Annotated in this window: 19 protein-coding genes; 2 read left to right on the top strand and 17 right to left on the bottom strand. The window is 67.6% G+C overall.

The features are described 5' to 3' along the window. On the bottom strand, nt 1-218 hold a 218-nt coding region (locus LCE31_RS16955), incomplete at its 3' end, for a trehalase-like domain-containing protein (protein ID WP_225015115.1). 111 nt (nt 219-329) lie between these two features. Then, nucleotides 330-701: a DUF6415 family natural product biosynthesis protein gene (locus LCE31_RS16950; RefSeq protein WP_225015114.1), complete on the bottom strand. Its 372-nt coding sequence runs from the start codon at nt 699-701 to the stop codon at nt 330-332. Between the two features lie 305 nt (nt 702-1,006). Between LCE31_RS16950 and LCE31_RS16945 the strand changes: the two genes are divergently transcribed. Continuing rightward, nucleotides 1,007-2,395, top strand: coding sequence for a Tat pathway signal protein (locus LCE31_RS16945; protein WP_225015113.1), 1,389 nt, complete (start codon nt 1,007-1,009; stop codon nt 2,393-2,395). A gap of 72 nt (nt 2,396-2,467) precedes the next feature. After that, nucleotides 2,468-2,956: a TrmO family methyltransferase domain-containing protein gene (locus LCE31_RS16940; RefSeq protein WP_225015112.1), complete on the top strand. Its 489-nt coding sequence runs from the start codon at nt 2,468-2,470 to the stop codon at nt 2,954-2,956. A 242-nt stretch (nt 2,957-3,198) separates the two neighbouring features. Here LCE31_RS16940 and LCE31_RS16935 read toward each other — a convergent pair whose 3' ends face one another. The 15 genes from LCE31_RS16935 to LCE31_RS40860 form a co-directional block, all read right to left on the bottom strand. Beyond that, entirely contained in the window at nt 3,199-4,437 is a 1,239-nt protein-coding gene (locus tag LCE31_RS16935; RefSeq protein WP_225015111.1) for an MvdC/MvdD family ATP grasp protein, read from the bottom strand. Continuing rightward, nucleotides 4,431-4,655, bottom strand: a complete 225-nt coding sequence (gene tgmA, locus LCE31_RS40865) for a putative ATP-grasp-modified RiPP (RefSeq protein WP_225015110.1) — start codon at nt 4,653-4,655, stop codon at nt 4,431-4,433. Before tgmA ends, LCE31_RS16935 begins: the two co-directional genes overlap by 7 nt. A gap of 436 nt (nt 4,656-5,091) precedes the next feature. Then, nucleotides 5,092-5,502: a peptide transporter permease SapC gene (locus LCE31_RS16925; RefSeq protein WP_225015109.1), complete on the bottom strand. Its 411-nt coding sequence runs from the start codon at nt 5,500-5,502 to the stop codon at nt 5,092-5,094. Between the two features lie 477 nt (nt 5,503-5,979). Continuing rightward, nucleotides 5,980-6,978, bottom strand: a complete 999-nt coding sequence (locus LCE31_RS16920) for a CPBP family intramembrane metalloprotease (RefSeq protein WP_225015108.1) — start codon at nt 6,976-6,978, stop codon at nt 5,980-5,982. A gap of 284 nt (nt 6,979-7,262) precedes the next feature. Then, on the bottom strand, nt 7,263-8,597 hold the full coding sequence (locus tag LCE31_RS16915; protein ID WP_225015107.1) for a tetratricopeptide repeat protein: 1,335 nt from the start codon (nt 8,595-8,597) through the stop codon (nt 7,263-7,265). Between the two features lie 56 nt (nt 8,598-8,653). Beyond that, nucleotides 8,654-9,994: an MFS transporter gene (locus LCE31_RS16910; RefSeq protein WP_225015106.1), complete on the bottom strand. Its 1,341-nt coding sequence runs from the start codon at nt 9,992-9,994 to the stop codon at nt 8,654-8,656. A 160-nt stretch (nt 9,995-10,154) separates the two neighbouring features. Then, nucleotides 10,155-10,970 carry an SAM-dependent methyltransferase gene (locus LCE31_RS16905; RefSeq protein ID WP_225015105.1) on the bottom strand — a complete coding sequence of 272 codons (816 nt, stop codon included), beginning with the start codon at nt 10,968-10,970 and terminating at the stop codon, nt 10,155-10,157. A 90-nt stretch (nt 10,971-11,060) separates the two neighbouring features. Continuing rightward, nucleotides 11,061-11,780: a hypothetical protein gene (locus tag LCE31_RS16900; RefSeq protein ID WP_225015104.1), complete on the bottom strand. Its 720-nt coding sequence runs from the start codon at nt 11,778-11,780 to the stop codon at nt 11,061-11,063. A 310-nt stretch (nt 11,781-12,090) separates the two neighbouring features. Beyond that, nucleotides 12,091-12,531 carry a hypothetical protein gene (locus LCE31_RS16895; protein WP_225015103.1) on the bottom strand — a complete coding sequence of 147 codons (441 nt, stop codon included), beginning with the start codon at nt 12,529-12,531 and terminating at the stop codon, nt 12,091-12,093. A 460-nt stretch (nt 12,532-12,991) separates the two neighbouring features. Next, nucleotides 12,992-14,215, bottom strand: a complete 1,224-nt coding sequence (locus LCE31_RS16890; RefSeq protein WP_225015102.1) for an acyl-CoA dehydrogenase family protein — start codon at nt 14,213-14,215, stop codon at nt 12,992-12,994. 60 nt (nt 14,216-14,275) lie between these two features. Continuing rightward, nucleotides 14,276-14,896: a hypothetical protein gene (locus LCE31_RS16885; protein ID WP_225015101.1), complete on the bottom strand. Its 621-nt coding sequence runs from the start codon at nt 14,894-14,896 to the stop codon at nt 14,276-14,278. Continuing rightward, entirely contained in the window at nt 14,883-15,515 is a 633-nt protein-coding gene (locus LCE31_RS16880) for a GTP-binding protein (protein WP_374118485.1), read from the bottom strand. Before LCE31_RS16880 ends, LCE31_RS16885 begins: the two co-directional genes overlap by 14 nt. Continuing rightward, the gene (locus tag LCE31_RS16875) at nt 15,490-15,846 is read right to left on the bottom strand and encodes a DUF742 domain-containing protein (protein ID WP_225015100.1); all 357 of its coding nucleotides are present in this window, start codon (nt 15,844-15,846) and stop codon (nt 15,490-15,492) included. The genes LCE31_RS16880 and LCE31_RS16875 overlap by 26 nt, the downstream gene beginning before the upstream one ends. 1 nt (nt 15,847) lies before the next feature. After that, nucleotides 15,848-16,276 carry a roadblock/LC7 domain-containing protein gene (locus LCE31_RS16870; protein WP_225015099.1) on the bottom strand — a complete coding sequence of 143 codons (429 nt, stop codon included), beginning with the start codon at nt 16,274-16,276 and terminating at the stop codon, nt 15,848-15,850. Continuing rightward, nucleotides 16,257-17,825 (bottom strand): sensor histidine kinase, encoded by a 1,569-nt coding sequence (locus LCE31_RS40860; RefSeq protein WP_225015098.1) that lies wholly within the window; start codon nt 17,823-17,825, stop codon nt 16,257-16,259. Before LCE31_RS40860 ends, LCE31_RS16870 begins: the two co-directional genes overlap by 20 nt. Between the last annotated feature and the right edge of the window lie 276 nt (nt 17,826-18,101).

Genomic DNA, 18,101 nt, shown 5'->3' with positions numbered 1-18,101 from the left:
TCGGCGACCGCGGTGGCGGCTCCGGAGCGGTCAGTAGAAGTGCTGGGAGCGATCTGCCAGGTGCCGTGTTGCTGCGTGCGGAGCAGGCCGGCAAAGACAGCCGGCGAGTCGAACCGCGGCAGGCACAGCCAGTCCATCGAACCGTCGTCGCAGACGTGGGCGCTGGTGCGCATGTCGCCGATCAGGCCGTACTGGTCGATATGCGGAAAGCGCTTCATCGTGTAAATCTCCGTAGGCCCCGTGTATCCGGGGAGTGTCTGGGCCAGCGCAGCGGCTGGGAATGGTGGGGAAGGACGCTCGGCGGCAACTGGAGCCGTCCCGGGTGACGGTCACGTCCGAGGTAGCGACGCGGCCAGAACCACGCAGGCGAAGGCAAGGGCGAAGACCGAGCCGCGCAGCACGTTGGTCCGCGGCTGCCACCAACGCCGTCTCCGCGCCGGCTTCGGGGCGGCGGCGTGGGTTCGCACGACAGTGATCAGTTCCTGGACTGCCTCGGCCAGCCTGATGAGATGAATACGACTGGGCATGTGGCCATCGGGGAAGCTGCCCGAGCAGAGCTGCTGCGCACGCAGCAGGGTCGCCTCGCCCGGAGGCGTCAGGTTTCCGAGCCGGCTGACGTGCTCTCGCAGCCGCGCCGCGAGATCCGCCACGTCGGCGGCAGTCTCGGGCAGAGGTGAGTCCTCGTCCAGCACGAGCGTCACGGTCTCCGTCGCGGAGGCTGCCTGGTCTCGCAGGCTCGGCTCACCCAGGACATGGTTTCTGTGGCTCTGACCACTACGTTGGCGGGACGCCCGGCGAGGGGCCAGCGAGAGAGCCATGGCACAACTCCTATGTGGATCAGGCCAACTTGAGCCGCGAAATTCGTGCACCGCGGTCGGGTGACGTGCAAGGTGAGTGATCCGCCGCTACGTTGAGCGAACCGCAAATTCCGCCCGAGGGGTATGCCTTCGAAGACTGGAAGGCCGCCAAAGGCGCCAAAGATCATTTCGAAACCAAGGGGCAGTCCATGGCCCGTATGCGAAACACGGCCCTTGCCGCGCTCCTGCGCGAGGCAGGCTGGTCCCAGCCGCAAACAGCCGCCGCTGTTGCCCGCGTGGCCGCGGAGTGCGGAGTGCGTGAGCTGGAGGCGATTTCCCGCTCTCACATCTCCATGTGGGTCCTCGGCACGCAGCCGAGTGGCAGAGCGCCCCATATCCTGCGTGAGACGCTGTCCCGCAGGCTCGGCCGACGCCTCACCCTTGCCGACCTCGGTCTGGAAGACGAGCCGCCAGGCTCGACCGACAGCAGTGCCGACTGGAGCGTCAACCCTCTGACCGTACTGGCCGACCTGGGAAGCGACGACCTGGACATGCACCGACGCAAGCTGCTGGCGACCACTGCGTACTCGGCCGCGAGCCTCGCCCTGCCGGCAGAGGCGTGGTGGGCAGCTGCCCCCGCCGCGGCGGCCTCGCGCCCGGCAGACTCCTCCCGGCTGGTCACGCAGGCCGACATCGACGACGTCCGCAACTTGACAACCTTCTACTCTGCGCGAGACCAGCAGCGCGGTGGTGCCTCGGGGCGCTCGGCCCTGGCCGGTCATCTTCGCGACGAAGCGGTGCCGCTGCTGGGCAGCAGGTTCCGCACGGAACGGCTCCGCCGGGAGGCGTACTCCGCCGTGGCGGAGATGACCTACCTCGCCGGCTGGATGGGGTTCGACGCCTCCGAGCACCGCACTGCCCAGCGCTACCTCACTCTGGCTGCCCATATCGCTGCCGAGGCCGCCGACGGCCCGCTGGGCGGCCATATTCTGCGTGCTCTCGCCCACCAGGCCGTCGACCTCGGACATCCACGCCGTGCGCTCGACCTGGCCGATGCCTCCATGTCCCGCACCCACTACGGGCAGGCCAGCTCGCGCGAGAAAGCCCTGCTCGCTATCGTCCACGCCCGCACCCTGGCCGCAGACGGAGACCGCCCCGGCACTATCGCGGCCATCCGTCGCGCGGAGCGGGACCTCGCCCGCGCCGACGGCGAGGATGCCCCCGGCCGCGTCGGTTTCTTCCAGGAAGCCTCTCTCGCTCACGAGACCGCCTGTGCCTTGCGGGACCTCGGCGACCCTCGCGAGGCGGAGTGCCATTTCCAGCGCAGCGTCGCCACCCGGCGACGGCAGCAGTACGCCCGCACCCACAGCGTGACCCTCGGCTACCTCGGCGCTGTCCAGGTGCAGCAGGGACGCCTCGACGAGGCATGCGGCACCTGGGGACAAGCACTCGATGCCATGGCAGGCGTCCAGTCCGGCCGCGCTCGGGATGCCATCGTCCGCATGCAGAGCGACCTCTCGCCCGTTCGGCGACGCGGAGGCCGCCACGTGACCGAACTGGACCGCCGAGCACGGGAAATGCTGCGCGCCATAGGCTGACCACAGGGCGGGTCCGCGGCTGCGGTCCGCCGCTGCCGAGCACGTCAATTGGTGGGAGAGGACAGAGCGCCGATGGCAATCTACGAGGTCGAAGCGATCGCCACAGTCGTCGGGGGACACACACGCGTCCAAGACGACTACCAGGGTGGAGTCGAATCGGTCATCCGGCTCAGTGAGGCGTACCCCCTCGAAACACTGCAGGGCCTTCACGAGTTCTCCCACCTGACGGTGACGTGGCGCTTCCACCTAGCACAACCTGAAGACGTCCAACTTCACGCCCGCCACCCCCGAGGCAACCCGCAGTGGCCGACGACCGGAACATTCGCTCATCGCAATCACCGGCGCCCTGCCCAACTAGCCACCAGCTACCCGAGGTTGCTCGACCTGGCCGGGCGCGACCTCCTGGTGACCGATCTCGACGCGGTCGACGGAACACCGGTCGTGGATCTGGCCCCCTACTTTCAGGAGATGGGGCCCCGAGGAGTCGTCCGGCAGCCGGCCTGGCCAAGCGAGATGCTTGCCGACTACTGGCGCAACGCCGGGGAGCGCTCCGTGCCTTGAGCTCTTCAGCCCGAGCAGGAGAGACGGGCGGTGGGCCGGTTCGTGGTCATTCTCACGCGCGCGGTCGAGACACCGTCTGCCAGGCCCTACCTGAAGGAGGACCTGGCAGACGCGTAGTCGTCGGGCCGCCACCCGCCCCAGGTGTTACGAACGGGGTGAGTTCTGCGGCCGAGGAGTGGACCCGCTGGCGTCGACGCGACCGAGGGCCGAGTCTTCGGTCGGACCGCGTGTACTACGCCTTTTCACGTGTCTGCCGGGGCTGGCCACGCCCTCGGCGAGCTCGCCGAAGCGACCATGCTCCGCCCTCTCCTTTCGCCGCTTATGGCGCCGCCGGCGGATTCCCCCTCTCCGTGCTCCTGCACGGCATCGACCTCGCACCCGCCCGTCTCCTCGGCACGCACACGGCAGAGTGCGTCTCCAGCGATGCCCCCAGCTCCGGAATTGGCCGACACCTCCTCGAATGCCTGATCGATCTTCTGAGCTGTGGCGTGTGGTCGGGCGAGCATTCGGGCAAGGCCTGCGGATATCATCAAGCCAGGCAGTTCCTTTTGGAGCCAGTCGTACTGGCCAGCCGGATTCAGATCGATCAGCCACCAACGGCCGGTGGTGTCGACGAGCAGATCGATCGCCGCGAACAAGAGGCCGTAGTGGCCCAGGAGGGCACTTATACCCTTGCGCACCGTCTCCGGTATGCAGGTATGGCGGTAGGTGAGTGACTCGTAGTCACTGCGGAAATCTTTCTGTGCGGCGGGGCTGTGCGCGTCGATGCGGGCTGCGTACATGTCGGTGCCGACGACGACCAGACGGACTTCGTGGTCCTTGGTGATCTCGCGCTGGAGCTGGTGGGCGCTCAGGGCGATGGAATCGTCGACCGCTTCCACGCGGCTGGTGTAGAAGGTCTGGCCGTGAGTTGAGTTCTCGTTGAGGGTGGGGCTGACCAGCGACTTGCACACCGTTCCGCTGTGCGTGGCGGAGATGAAGCCGTTGGCGCCGACTGGGTCGTTGCCGATCCATGTCGCGGGCACGTGCAGTCCGCAGCGGGCTGCCTGGGCCAATACCTCCGCCTTGAGCTGGGCTGCTCGGGTGGCAGCAGGGTGGTTGACATGCAGACAGTCCAGTGCGTCAAGCACCCCGACGAGTCCGGCGGCTGATTCACGCTGGAGCCACGCAGTCTCGGCCTCCGACAGACCATCGACGGAGATACGTGGCGTGCCGGGGTGCCACCACAACACGGCGCCGATGTCCTCCAGCGTTACTGTACGGCCGCGATTGTTGAGCGTCCCAGTCCACGCGGTGCCGTCGAAAACCGCGTTCAGCCGCACGTGGTGAGGGAAGTCCTGCAGGTCGAAGCGGAGGACGGGAACATCTAGTTTGTTCAGTTCGAGAACGATCCGGTCGGCAGGCCCGTTGTCGTCCTGGGTGACCAGACAGACCGGGCGGCCCGGCCCGCCCGCCCGCCTCGCCGTCGGCACCGTCAGCACAGCTCTGCCATCTCGGGGAACACGTCAAAAATCTCCTTTTCTCCGGAGGTCGTAAGGCCTCCACTGGTCTGGCTCGGTGTGAAGCTGTCAGCTACACGCGGCGTGCCGTCCCGTCGGATGGTCAGCTGCAACTCGGGGTCGTAGCGCTCGTCGGCGGGGGTGGCGGTTGCTGGGACGTCTGTCGGGTTGGTGAACAAACCAAGTGCAAACGGGGACACGATGGTCTCCTTGGCTGGATAGAGCTGGGTGAGTGTGGTCGGTGTGAGACGGAGCGGCGTGCTTCGACAGGCGGAGCGGTGGCGGCGCAGCCCCGCCGAGGGGACGCGCGGCGTGAGACCGCGCGGGACAGCACGGCGTGGGCGCTGTACCAGTGGTCTGGTGCGGCCAGGAGTCGCTGGAAAGGCAGATGCTGCCGCACGTCGAGCTGCAGCCGCAGTCGGAGGCGATGCCGGCCCGGCCTCGATGGTGCCGCCGAACGCGATGACACTGATGTCGAGTTCGAACGGGTTCTGCGTGGCAGAGGCCGGGGCGGTCCTCGCGCGCTCGGAGTCACGCGCATCCGTGCTCCGCCTCTCCAGACACGGGAGTCGTTGTCTGGCAGAGGAGTTGGGGACAAACAGGGAGTCCGAAAGATGCTGTGACCGAGGTACACCGTCAGATTGATGCGGCCTGTGTCTGCGGGGGTTTCTTCGCGGCCTGGTCCAGCACATGGGTGAAGGGCTTAGCCCGAGCGTCGTCCTTGACCTCCTGGGCAGGGAGGCTGCCGGGGCGGTGCCAGTGGTGCTGACAGGCGGCACCGCTTATGACCGTAGTGGCGGAGAACGGCAGGTGATTGCCGGGGATGAAGCCGAGCTCGACATCCGCCTCCTTGGGCATCCCGGGCTTGGCGAGGTCCGCAGTGGTGGAGATCTCCGCCAGGCAGTCGAGTTGATTGGGGGCGACGATCACCTCCTTCGGCTTCGCCTGGTGCCTGGTGTCCTGCCAGAGCCAGGCGGCTCCGACCACGGCGGTGGCAAGGGAGACAGTGATACCGGAGGCGAGGACGGCGGCGGTGGTGAGTTTCATGTGTCAACAACCCTTTCGGGCAGTGAAGTTGTGGACGTGGAGTACACCGTGCGAAGCCCATGCATGTGCAGGAGCAATTGATGAGTCTGGTCTGACGGTCATGCGTGGATTGCTCCATCGTTGTCGTGGCGTTCGTCGGTGGGTTGGTACATTGTGGGGTTGGCGTGAAGAATTTCGTGCAGGCGTGCGAAGGCGAAGGTGGCGCTGATTGGTAGGTGGTCGGACAAGCGCCGCAGTTGTGGGCTGTGCCGTGCGCGAGCAGGAGACACTGCTGTTTGGGGCGGATAACGGGGGCCGGGGCGGCAGTGACAGTGCGGGGCGAGTGAGGCGTGTCGTTCGGATTTCGGCACGTCGTATACGCGGGGGCGCCTTTCACTGACTGCTGGATCGGGAGTGTGAAGGTCACAATCGAGGCCGGGAGCGGGCCGGCGCCCGCGTCGGCGCTCAGCTCTCGCGGATTGTGTGCCGTGTGATGCCTCAACCGGCTACAGAGGAGCTGCGTGGAGCATTCTCCTGCGTCTTTTGTGATGCCTTGATGGAAGAGCCCTCGGTAGAGGGGCCGATTTGGTGGGGGCGATTGCGCCGCTTCTTGCGTGCTCGGACGAACAGCTCCGCCGGCAGCACTACTACGGCGTAGAGCAGCAGGCCGTCGAGGAGCAGGTGGTAGCGCGTGATGCCGTACTGGTTTGCGAGCGCGACAAGACCTCCGACCAGGTCCCAGGCTGCGTGGATGCCGATCATGACGAGGAGCTGGCGTGTGCGCTGATAGGCCATGGTGCGCAGGACGGCGTAGATGGCCATGCCGATCGCGGGCAGACCGTAGTAGCCGTGGAGAGCCACCTCGATGACGGTGATGAGGAGGTAGATGACCCAGGGCGGTCTGCGGGCCGCAGTGAGCAGCGCGGTGGTGGCACCGACCACCACAAGGTCTTCCATGACAACGGCGCCGGCTGGGGTGAGGAGGACCGATCCGAGGCTGGTTAGCTGAAGCGTGTGGGCCTGGCTACCGGCCATGACGGGAAGGAAGGAGTCGGTTCCGGTCAGACGCAGCCCCCACAAAAGACCATTGGTCAGTGCCGTTCCCGCGACCATCCCCACCAGTGTGAGGCGGGTTGCGGTCTTGCGGCTTGCCGGGTCGTGAGACAGGCGCACACTCAAGCCCAGGGCGGTCGGTCCTATCCCGTGGTAGCGGCAGGTTTCCACGGAGAGCCAGCCGATTGCGACGTAGAACGCCCACATGGAAAGCAACGGATCACGGACGGCGACGGGCGATTGGCCCACGATGGTGACGATGGCGAGGGCGATGGCTACGAGCCGCAGAACTATTCTCCTGACTCGCGCGGACTTCCTGAACGGCGTGTGCGCCACGACGAGGTAGCAGAGCCGAAGTGCCACGTATATCCCGACGAGCATTGTCCCGACGGAAAACGCCTTGACCAGGCCGGGGCCGGGGCCGTAGCCGAAGCAGAGCTGCATTGTAACGTCGATAGCGGCGACGGCCAGCGAGTTACCGCAACCGGCTATGAGGAGTAAGGCAAGATCGCGGTAGAGCCTCGGGGTTCCGCGTGGCGGTACAGACAGGTGCATGCGGTGGTGTCTTTCCTGGGTCGAGGAGAGGTGTGCGGTGGTGGTGTGTATTGCCGAGCCGTTTGCTGCGGTTGGTTCTGTGTTCCGCTGGAACGGACGTGCGGACGGGTAATCGGGGCTGCGGTGCGGATGCCCAGCGACGTGTTTGGAAGGAGCCGGCGAGGGCCGGTCGGTCACTCGCTCTGTTCGGGTGCTTCGCTCGGTGCGGTGCGCTCTGCCGTCCTCTTGGCCTCGGCGGCGAGTTCCAGCGCTGTCTCCAGACGGTGGACGTCCCGGGGGCTCGGCACGCTCTGGTACAGCTGAAGGGAGGCGGCGTACAGTTCGTGTGCTTCGTCGGCCTCGCAGGCGGCCTCGGCGCGCCACTCCAGCACGTGTGCCTGCCAGGGCAGGGCGCCGATCTCGGCGAACTCTGCCTCGGCTACCTCCAGATGGGCTCTACCGGTGGTCATCTGTCCGGCACGGACGTGGATGCGGCCCAGCAGGGCCTCGGCGCGTGCCGCATCGTGGGCATCGGGCACCTTCTTGAGGGACTGGCGGGCCTGGATGAGGAGATCCAGTGCCTTGTGCATGTCGCCCTGGGCAGCGAAGGCCTCGCCCAGGCGAGTCTGGGACAGACCGACCCCACGCTCATATCCGATTTCCTGTCGAATCCTCAGGGACTCGGACAACTCGCAGATCGCGTCGGAAAGCCGGCCGGTGTGCTGATGGCAGGTGCCGATTCCGTCAAGCGCCTGGGCTTCATCCCGACGGTGGTTGTGGCGCTGCGCGCCGACGAGGGCACGCGTGTAGTACACAAGGGCCTCGTCGTAACGTCCGGCGCTGCGCAGTCCGCCGCCGAGCGTGGTGAGCATCCGCCGGGTGGCCAGGAGGCTGCCGTCCTGCTCGGCAGCCGGCAGGCCGTAGTCCTCGTGGATGCTGATCCAGTCCTCAGCGTGACGTCCCCGATGAAAAAGCGGCCACATGGCATCCACCAGCTGCCAAGTCAGAGCCCACCACCCCTCCTCGTACGCGGTGCGCACGGCAGAGCGCAATTCGGCCGGCCGGTACTGCAACCATGCCAGTACGGACGAGTCAGGCAGGCCCTCGAACAGGTCTCGTCCATCGCAGATGTAGGTGGGAGAGCGGGGCAGCGTCCTGTGACTGGGAGTCAGGCGTGCTTCGGCCTGGGTGGTGGCAAACAGGTACCACTCCACCCAGCGTCGCCGCACTTCGCGCCGTGTCCTCGGCGTCTCCTGTTGGGCCTGCTGCTGGGCGAGGTCGCCCACCAAATCGGGGAAGGAGTAGTCAGGGGTATTTCCCGGTGTGCGCTGCTCGTCCGGCCGCGGGTCGTGGACCAGCTGGGCGGTCAGCAGTTCGTGCAGGACCCCTGCCGCTTCACTGTGGGCCGTGTTGCACACGGCTGCCACCACGTCCGGGTCGAAGACACGCGCGGGAAGTGTGCCGAGCAATCGCACGGCCCGTGCCGCGTTGGCGCTGAGGTTTCTGTACGAGGCGTTGGCTTTGTGCATGACGGCTCCACAGTGCGGTAGGGGTCGGGTCGGCTGCAGGGATCGTGCGAGCTGGGTCAGAGTGGTGCCCGGGTGCGGCAGGCAGCGGGCGGCGGCCAGGCCGCCGCGATCAGGCCGGTGGCGGTTTCGTCGGGCCCGTCGACCGCCGGACCGCAACCGCGGGCGGAGAGTGCGATTGATGGCTTCCTCGGCAGTCGTGGAGCGCTGTGGAGCGATGCAGCCTCACAGCGGCGTACGTGGCCAGGCCGGCAGCTGCAGCAAGGGGCAGGCGGGCGGACACGGTGGTGGCGAGGGCTCCTGCACCCAGCGCTGCCAGAGGCAGGGGGGGCGCAGGTCAGCAGTGTGCCGGCCGCATGTTGCCGCCCCTGCATGGCCAGGCTGGTGGCCCCCTGACGCAGCGAGCGCGCGAGGGCCGCGTAGCAGCCCCGGGCCGCGTGTGAACTGGTCACAGAGCACACGACTATGAGGCTCCACCAGGCGCCGTGCCCGCTGACGACCAGTGCTAAGTAGCAGGCGGGGACAACGAGCAGGACTCGCGACGCTGTGGCGCCGGGGCCGCGACGACGGGCGAGACGGACTGCGGCCACGGCTCCAGCGGCAGCCCCAAGACCGGCACACCCCAGGAGCGCGGCCGTCGCCGCGGGGGGCCAGTACCAGTAGCGGAGAGCCATCACCACGCACACGCTGTCCAGCAGCGTGCCCGCCACACTCACGAGCAGATTAGTCGTTACCAGAACCCGCAGAAGCGGGGTACACAGCACATACCGCACGCCTACCCATATTCCGGGCGCTGCGACCGGCGAAGGCGCGAGGGTCGATGTGTGCCGGCGGGGGAGGCGGCAGGCGGTCCAGGCTGCGAGGACGGCCGCGGCGATGTCGGCAGTGAGGGCGCGGCCGAGGGTGGAGACGGTGATCAGGACAGAGGCGAGACAGGCGCCGACAGCACTGGCGAGAGAGGTGAGGGCGGTGATCTGTGAGGTGAGGGCGAGGCGCCGGGACGGATGGGCGAGGTCCGGCAGGAGGGCAGTGGTTGCGGTCGTGGTCACGTCGCTCAGGGCCCCGAGGATCAGTGCGGCAGCGCACAAGGCCGGTACGTCCACGGAGCCGGTGAGGACCGCCACGAGCAGGCCCACCAGGACTGCGGCCGCGAGCATACGGCTGAGGGCGATGAGCCGTCCGTGCGGGTACCGGTCCGCCAGTGCACCGGAGAGCAGAGCGGTCAGGCTCGGTGCCGCCGCGCCCGCCGCGACCAGGCAGCCGACACCGAAGGGCGTGGCATGCACCGTCACCACAGCGAGCAGAGGGAGCACTGCGCCGGTAACCGCGCTTCCCAGCGCGGTAGCCGCAACACCGACCGGGTAGGCGAACTGCCACTCGGCCGGGCGCGGACCGAGCATGAGACCGGGACCCGCCGTGGAAGATGCCCGCCGTGATGGAACATCGCACCACGTCGTCCAGTGGATGCTCCGTTCCACATGTTGCCCTGCGACGGCAACTCCTGTTCCGGCGCTCGCCATCCGTACTCTTTCGTGATCACAGGCTGCTGCTGGGATGCGGCTATCCACAGCTCGGCCCTGTCACCCTGGCGACGCCCGCCCAGATCGCACTGGGCTTCTCATCGGGGCGTGGCGAAATCTGCCGGTGCCAGTCTGGGGCCGTTACGAGTCCGGGCGGGAGCAGGGTCAGGCCGTCGAAGAATTTTGCTACTTCCTCGCGTGTGCGAAACCGGCTCGGGATTTTGCGTCCATAGGAGGCACTCTGTTCCGCCTCGTCAGGAAACCGTGTGATGTCGCCATGGGAAATGATGACATAACTGCCGACGGGGAGAGCTTCGACCAGTGTACGGACAATCTCGTAGGGGTCGTGGTCGTCGGTGATGAAATGCAGGACGGCGATCAGGGAGAGTGCTACGGGGCGAGTGAGGTCGAGGTGTTCCTGGGCGTTGTGCAGGAGCGCCTCGGGGTGGCGGAGATCGGCTTCGCAGTAGGCGGTGGTGCCCTGGTCGGCGCTGACGAGGAGGGCCTCGGCGTGGCGCATCACGATGGGGTCGTTGTCCGCGTACACGACTCGGGCGCGGGGATTGATGCGTTGGACGATTTCGTGGAGGTTGGATCCTGTGTCGGTGGGGATGCCGGTGCCGATGTCGAGGAACTGCTCGACATCGGTGGTGCGCGCCAGCCAGCCCACTGCGCGGCGCATGAAAGCCCTGTTCTCCAGTGCGGCGGCGCGGAAGAAACCAGGCGACGCGTTCGCCAGCTCCAGGTCCACGGGGTAGTAGTCCTTGCCGCCGAGCCAGTAGTTGTAGACGCGTGCCGGGCTCGGCCGGCTTGTGTCCGGGTGCTTGTTGGGTGTCTCGGGGGAGTGGTGTGCCATGGTGTGTTTCTTTCTGCGCGCACCCGACGGGTGTTTCGGTGCTGGGTTCGTACCCGGGTTTGGTGTGTTTGGCCGCGGTGAGGTGGTCGGCTACGCGGCGAGCTCGTGGAGATCCACGGGTGTGCAGTCCTCCAGGGCGACGGCGTCGCGGGCGGCGATGGTCCAGCGGAACAGGCTATTGCTGTATGCCACGAGCGCGAGCCCTTCGCCCTGGGCGTCGTCCAACCGTCCGAGGTCGGGGCCGATGTAGGGGTCGCGATGGGCCGCGAGGCCGCGCACGGCCAAGTCGCGCAGGCGCTCTACGACGTCCGGGACGGCGGTGGTCGGGGCGAGGGTGGCGGGGTCGTGGATGATGCCGGCGACGCCCCAGGACATCATGCGGCCGACGAGGGCGGCGCTGTACCCGTCGCGAAGGTGCGGGCAGTCGCTTACGGCCTCGATCGCGCAGGGCAGGTGGAGGGGCGGGGCCGTCGTCACCTCCCCCTCCCGGATCGGACAGTCCTCGGAGGCAGGCAGCACGACAAGGTGCCGTTCTCCCCAACGGCTCCAGTCATCGTCGAAGGTGTCGCCGCCGCACACCTGGCACAGGAAGTACTTGATCGCGCGACGCTGGCGCAGCGGGTGCACCCGCGAGAGGATCGGCCGCCCGATGCCCTGCGCCAGTTTGGAGCGGATCCACAGCGCTTCGTGGTGGCGGTCCACGATGGGGAACTCGTCGGTGTAGCCGAGGCAGAAGCCGGCGTGCGACGCCGTCAGGATGGTCTGGTAGGCGGGCACCGTCTCGGTGCTCCATGGGGCGATATACGGCACGCGCAGGCCGTGGGATGTGTAGTACTGGCGGGGTGTCCCGGGCGGCGCCGGGAGAGTGTTGGGGACGGTCACAGGAACTCCGTAGTGGCACGAAAGGAGGGTCGGGGCGTGCGTGTCAGGGGAGGCGGGACGCGAGCCGTTCGAGGTCGAGGTGTTGGCGAAGGGGATGGCTGCGTTGCGGGACCAGTTGTCGTTTTCGTGGATGCGAGGGACGGGACGAGCGCAGCCTCGTCGGTGCGCGACGAGTCCAGTCTTCGCGGGTAGGCGGCTGGGGCCGACGCGGAGGCTCCGATGCTGATCGGGTGCACTTTCACAGTGCGACCTCGTTCCTGGCCAGTGCGAGGAACCCGCCGCGGGAGCGTAGCCAGTTCAGCTCGTCCGCGTAGAGGCTGTCATCGTTGCTGATGTCGACTCGGCTCGCGCAGACCAGTCCGTCAATCCGCTGACTGGACACGGCATCGTGGACGCGAGCCAGTTGAGGCCTCAGGGCGGGCGCGAGGTCTCCGGTGTCATCGGCGGCACGGAAGGCAACCTGCCAGCCTCGTCGGTTGGAGGCACCAAGTGCTTCCGCCATCCGACGCTCAGCGTCGTTCGTATCGGCGTCGGGCCTGGCAAGGACGTATAGGGCGACCCGGACCTTCTGACGGTCGGCGAGTGCGGCGCGCTGGTCCTTCTCGCGCAGCAGCCGTAGGCGCTGCTCCGCTGTCAACGGGTCGCCGCTCAGCGCTGTGCGGTGATGGAGACGCGCCATGGCCTCCGCGCGCACGACGAAACTGCGCCTGCCGGCGGCGGGATCGTCTGCGGGCAAGGAAGGCTGGAGATCGGCAACAGCGAGCACGGCCTGTTCTGCGATGCGATTCTGCCTGGAAGTCAGGCGGGATCGATCCTCGGTGGAGTGAGCGCGTGGGAAAGCCATGGGGACTCCGGGGCGGGCGAGAGAGTCGGGTCGATGTGTGAGGCTCCGGGCAGCGTGCGGGGCTGCCGCCCGATGCCCGGAGGGTCCGTCGCCTGGCCTGACGGGAGCACGAGTCGGGCGACGGAGTTGTGGGGCGCGGTAGTTCGGCGTCTGAGTGAACGGGTCTGGGAATGTGGGAGGGATCGGGAGTCGGCGCGGTGTGGTGTCCCATCCCCGGCTGCGGGACCGGGGGAATCGCTGCGGCCGGGGATGGGGGTCTGCGCGTCGGCACAGCAGGCGGGCTGCGGGTGGTCGGTCAGGCAGTGGCGGCCACGGTGTCGTGTCGGGCCGGGCGGCGCGCATATTCCGTGGACCACTGGATGGGGTGGCGGCCGATGACTGCCTTGCCGAGCCGGTCGATCTGGATGTCGTCGGGTCCGGCCGGCGCCTCCAGGAAGCTGACGTCGCGCCGGATTCGGTCGAGGACGGTGTCGGCGAGTATGGCGTGGCCGCCGTGCAGGGAGACGGCCATGGCGACGGCTCGGCGGGCGCAGCGGGTAGCGACGAGCTTCGCGTTGAACAGGTGCTCGTCGCACCCCTCGCTGGTGTCCAGTTTCTGTGCCGCGGTCTGGGTGACTGACTGTGCGGTCACCAGCAGGGAATCCATCTCGCCGAGGTGATGGCGGACGATGGGCTGGTCGGCGAGGCGTGTGCCGTATCGCGGGCGGGCGGACAGGAATTCACGGGTCGTGTCCAGGACGCGGCGGATCATGCCAACGGCCATGGCCGCGAAATTCAGCCGCCCGCACACGATCGACGCCACGTGCGCCACGTTCATTCCCTCGCCCACCGCGCCCAGCAGGTTCGCGTCCGGCACCTGGACTTGGTCCAGGTGCACGGTGCCAGCGGTGAATCCGTGCATCCCGACCATCTTGGGCTGCTCCACACTTACCCCCGCTCGGTCCGACTCCACGAGGAAGGCCGACAGGCACCGTGTGTCTCGGGAATCGCCCTCGTCCGTGCGTGCGATCACCACGTGCAGATGCCCGATGCCCGAGTTCCCGATGAAGCACTTGGTGCCGTCGATCACCCAGCCGCCGTTGCTGCTACGTGTGGCAGTGGTGACGATCTCCAGGACGTTGCTACCGTGCTCGGGCTCGGTAACCGCGAGCGTGGGATATACGGCGCCGGAGGCCACTTTCGGCAGCCAGTAGTGCTGCTGCTCCTCGCTGCCGGCGTAGCCGATCGCCAGGCCCGGAATCAAAGATGCCTGCAAGATCGCTGCCGCTGCGCCGCTGGAGTAGGAGAGCTCGTCCAGAAGAATGCACCGGGCCACGTGGCCTGCGCCCATCCCGCTGTGTTCGGTTCCGATGAGGATGCCGAACCAGCCGTGGGCGCCCATCATGGCGGGCAGCGCCAGGTCGGTGTGCGTGCCGGTGGCCTCCAACTGCTGGACACGCGGCTGAATTTCCTCCCTGGCGACCTGCCGCACCTCGGTGCGCAGGAGCAGGTGGGCATCGGTGATATGAGGGGGGATCATGATGGACATCCGTGCATCGCTTCCCTGGGGCGTGTCGGCCGAGCTGGGGACCAAGGACTTTCAGGAGGCACTCGTCGAACTGCCCTGCGGCGCGCAGATGGCATGGGCGATCCGGCGAGCGTGCCGCTTGATCAACTCCACGCCAGGCGTGCCCCACGGGGTCTGTGTTTGGCTGACGATCGCCACCGTGCCGAAGATGACGTTGGTGGCGGGATCGACGAGCTGGGCGCCCAGGTAGGCACGGGCCCCGATCTTGTAGATCGCGCCGTTGCTCGCGGCGCTGGCCCAGGCGTAGACGTCTCCCAGGGGGAGGGCTTTACTGCGCCCCACGGTGATGACGCACCAGCCGTCCTTGAGCTCCATGAACCGTTCTTCGTGCCGTCCGGAAACAGACACACCGACCGCGTCGGCGAAGCCGGGCGTGGCGTACCAGCCTGCGAAGTACTGGTGATCATCCTTGATGAAATTGATCACGCACAGCAGAGCGACGGGTGCTTCACGGGGCGCAGCCAGCGCAGGGAGGTGGTGGAGTGCGTCCTTGATCACGAGCCCGGCGAGCTGATCCAGCTCGGGGAAGGGCTGGTCCTCCCACAGGCCCAGCCGCATCAGCACGTTCTTGCGTTCGGCGGGGTCGACGATCGGCTCGTCGTCGCGTCCGGGAGATGCGTCAAGATTGGACATGCTCAGCTCCGACGGAGGTGGCGGTCAGGGACGCACGGTTGTAGGCGTGCTGGACAAGGGCGACGAGGACTGCCCGGGCCGACTGCTCTTGTCGGGCGTCGCAGGACACCACGGGCACGGTCGGATTCAGGCGGATGGCGGCTCTGACCTTGTCCTCCGGATAGGGGTAGGCGCCCTCGAAGCGGTTGATGGCTACGAGGAAGGGCAGACCGCGCCGCTCGAAGTACTCCACGGCGGCGAAGCAGTCCGCCAGGCGCCGGGTGTCCACCAGGACAACAGCTCCGACAGCTCCGTTGGTCAAGTCGTCCCACATGAACCAGAAGCGGTCCTGTCCAGGTGTCCCGAACAGCAGCAGCTGCAGGTCGGGGGCGGACTCGAAGCTCCTGTCCAGGGTCCTGCGGCCGAAGTCCATGGCCACCGTGGTCGTGGACTTGTCCGGGATGCCGTCAAGGTCGTCCGTGCCGACGCCGGCGAGGGTGAGTGCTTCCTCCGTGCGCAACGGCGTGATCTCGCTGATCGCTCCGACGAACGTCGTTTTCCCCGCTCCGAAGCCGCCGGCGATCACGATCTTGAAAGGGATCGCGTCCCGTGCGCTAGCGGGCGCGCTCAAGACTTTCAAGGACGCTCCTCAGAAAGACTGGGTCAGTGGGGTCGCTGGTGAAGCCGCTGGGTGCGGGCACCGCCAGGTAGTGCTGGTCGAGCAGATCGGACACCCAGATCTTGGTGACCTGGAGGGGCTGGGCGATGCGTCCGGCGATCTCATGGACGGATAGCAACTGCCCTTGGCACAGGTTGACGATCCTGGCTTCGTGGGGTCCGAGGCGGGACATGGGCGGGGAGCTACTGGCCCGCACCAGGGACGCCCGGTCCAGTTGGTGTGTGGGCTCGGTGCGACCGCGCGTCAGCACGTAGGGGCGCACTGGTCCGAGGCTGCCGTCATCGAGGGTCACCTCAGCCTGCCTGGCCGTCCGAGCGAGCCTGGGGGTGGCGAGCCTCAACCGACAAGGCGTGGGAGACCTGCTTGACCAAGAGCTGGATGTCGAAGCCGATCTGGCCGATGTCGACGCTGGGGTCCGTGAGCACGGTGACGTTGGCGCCCGGCCCCCCGGGGACGACGAACAGGAAGCCGCCGGCGAACTCAGCGATGTTCTGCTTGAGGGTGCCATCGCCGTCCAGGAGGGAGCCCACGCCCTTGGTCAGCGAGAACAGGCCGCTGGTGACCGCGCTGAGCCTGTCGGAGATCCCGTCCTCGACGAGGTTGTGCGCGGCCAGTTCCAGCCCGTCCTTGGAGGACACCAGCACGCTCCTTACACCGGCTGTCTTCGAGGCAAAGGTCTCCAGAAGGAAGGAGAGTTGCTCGCTAGCGTTCGCGGATGCCATCGGTGTCTCCAGGTAGTTGGGGGGCGGCGTGTTCGGGGGTGTGCGTTGTGCACCCGGTGGGTGGATCGGTATCGGCGTCCTGGCGCCCTCGGCTGAACCGGGCCAGGAGGGTCGGGTCATGCTCCAGCTTCGAGGGTGGCGTCGACGGAGCGGCCGGACGCTGCAGGCCAGATGCCAGGTAGCTCCTGTTGGAGTGCCGAACCGGCAGATCCGGCACTGCGTCCCCACTCCGATGCGCACCCGGTGGGGCGGGGGCCGATGACGGCCCGCGGCTTGAATCCGGCACCCGGTTGAGAGGCAGGCGGGCACGGGCCATCGCTGCGTGCTGGGGGTGCCGCCACCGCGAGGATTCTGCTGCCGTGGGAATGGTGTGGGCGGCCTCCATCGGTGGCGGGACAGTCATCGGTTGGCCGGCGCCTTGGTGAGGCTCGAACAGGCCATGCGGAATGAAGACCCTGGCCTGAATTCCCCCGTGCGGCGTCGGCTCAAGGGCTACCTGGAGCCCCAGCGAGTTGGCGTATTCGGCGACGACCCAGATCCCCATTTGACCGCCGTCCTTGAGCGGATTGCTCGCCTGGTGCGCGGCGGGATCCGAAAGGCGCAGGTTCAACGCGTGGCGCCGTTCATCCGGCATCAGAACCCCGTGGTCTTCGACCTCGACAACCGCCCCGCCAGGGACCAACGTGCCGCTGACCTTTACGAATGTGTGAGGCGGGGAGAAATTCGCGGCGTTGTCGATGAGCTCCGCCAGCAGGTGAGCGATACCCGCGGCAGCCTCGCCACGAATGACGCCCAGGTCCAGCGCACCATTTGTAACGCGGCGGTAGTGCTCCACCTCACCGAGGGCGTGGCCGACCACCTCGAACAGCGAGACCGGCCGTGAGGAACGCTGCGGGCGAGCACCCCCCATCAGCGCGAAGCTCTGGGCCATGCGACGCACCCGGACAACCAGGTGGTCGAGCCCCCACAGCGACTCCAGGAGGCCAGGGTCCTCGTTGGTGCGCACCAGGGCGTCAAACCCCGACGAGGCTGTGCTGAGCAGGCTGATCATCCTGCGCCCGATGGTCACCAGCGCGGCCCGTTCCTGCTGGCCAGCAGTGTCAACGGATGCCTGTACGCGCGCGATGATCATGCCTACTTGAGACCGGACGACGGTGAGGTTCTCCACGAGCCCCGAGGGGGCAGGAACGTGCCAGGTCTCCGTGGCAACGCCTTTTCGCTTCAGCGTCTCCTCGACAGCGTGGATGCCCTCCGCCAGGTCCCTCATCATCTGCTGAACGATGCGCTCGGCATCCGCGCGTTCTTCTTCCCGTTGCGCCTGCCACGCGGCGTCCGCAGCGCGCTGTCTGCCCACAGCACTCGAGATCCGCCCCACCGCACCCCAGCCGACGGCCACCGTGATGCAGCTGAGCGCGACTGCAGCCTCCAGGACCGGGCCGGCACCCACCGGCGCCGAGGGGTGGCCGACCAGGTAGGCCGCGGACAAGGCCAAGACGCCGGATGCTGCCGCAGGCACGATGACCAGCGCTCGTATCCGGGCACGGAACACGGAGCCGATGGCACGAACCTCAGCCGGTCTCCCGTGCCGTCGATGGGCAGATGGTGTGTCAGACATCGTGAACCTCGGTTGGTGGGGCGTCATCGGTGCGGCCTCGCCCCAGTTCGTTGCGGGGTAGTGGTGGTGAGGCCGTTGTGTCGGTCATCCGCGCGGGGGCCCGTTACCGGGGCCCCCCCGGGGGGGGCCCCCGGCCCCCGGCCGGGGGGGGGCAAACCCCCGGCCCCGGGGGGGGAACGCCCCGGGCCCGGCGCGGGGGACTGACGCCGC

Origin of the sequence: Streptomyces sp. 8L, assembly GCF_020176795.1 — a bacterium.
Classification (GTDB): domain Bacteria; phylum Actinomycetota; class Actinomycetes; order Streptomycetales; family Streptomycetaceae; genus Streptomyces.
The sequence above is the reverse complement of the archived record's forward strand: the minus strand, read 5'-3'. Positions and strand labels throughout refer to the sequence as shown.

What these genes read in the sequence shown, in the direction of transcription:
- LCE31_RS16945 (WP_225015113.1), top strand. Translation starts at nt 1,007, where the DNA reads ATGGCCCGTATGCGAAACACGGCCCTTGCCGCGCTCCTGCGCGAGGCA.
- LCE31_RS16940 (WP_225015112.1), top strand. Translation starts at nt 2,468, where the DNA reads ATGGCAATCTACGAGGTCGAAGCGATCGCCACAGTCGTCGGGGGACAC.
- LCE31_RS16925 (WP_225015109.1), bottom strand. Translation starts at nt 5,502, where the DNA reads ATGAAACTCACCACCGCCGCCGTCCTCGCCTCCGGTATCACTGTCTCC.
- LCE31_RS16920 (WP_225015108.1), bottom strand. Translation starts at nt 6,978, where the DNA reads ATGCAGCTCTGCTTCGGCTACGGCCCCGGCCCCGGCCTGGTCAAGGCG.
- LCE31_RS16915 (WP_225015107.1), bottom strand. Translation starts at nt 8,597, where the DNA reads ATGCACAAAGCCAACGCCTCGTACAGAAACCTCAGCGCCAACGCGGCA.
- LCE31_RS16910 (WP_225015106.1), bottom strand. Translation starts at nt 9,994, where the DNA reads ATGCTCGGTCCGCGCCCGGCCGAGTGGCAGTTCGCCTACCCGGTCGGT.
- LCE31_RS16905 (WP_225015105.1), bottom strand. Translation starts at nt 10,970, where the DNA reads ATGGCACACCACTCCCCCGAGACACCCAACAAGCACCCGGACACAAGC.
- LCE31_RS16895 (WP_225015103.1), bottom strand. Translation starts at nt 12,531, where the DNA reads ATGGCGCGTCTCCATCACCGCACAGCGCTGAGCGGCGACCCGTTGACA.
- LCE31_RS16890 (WP_225015102.1), bottom strand. Translation starts at nt 14,215, where the DNA reads ATGATCCCCCCTCATATCACCGATGCCCACCTGCTCCTGCGCACCGAG.
- LCE31_RS16885 (WP_225015101.1), bottom strand. Translation starts at nt 14,896, where the DNA reads ATGTCCAATCTTGACGCATCTCCCGGACGCGACGACGAGCCGATCGTC.
- LCE31_RS16870 (WP_225015099.1), bottom strand. Translation starts at nt 16,276, where the DNA reads ATGGCATCCGCGAACGCTAGCGAGCAACTCTCCTTCCTTCTGGAGACC.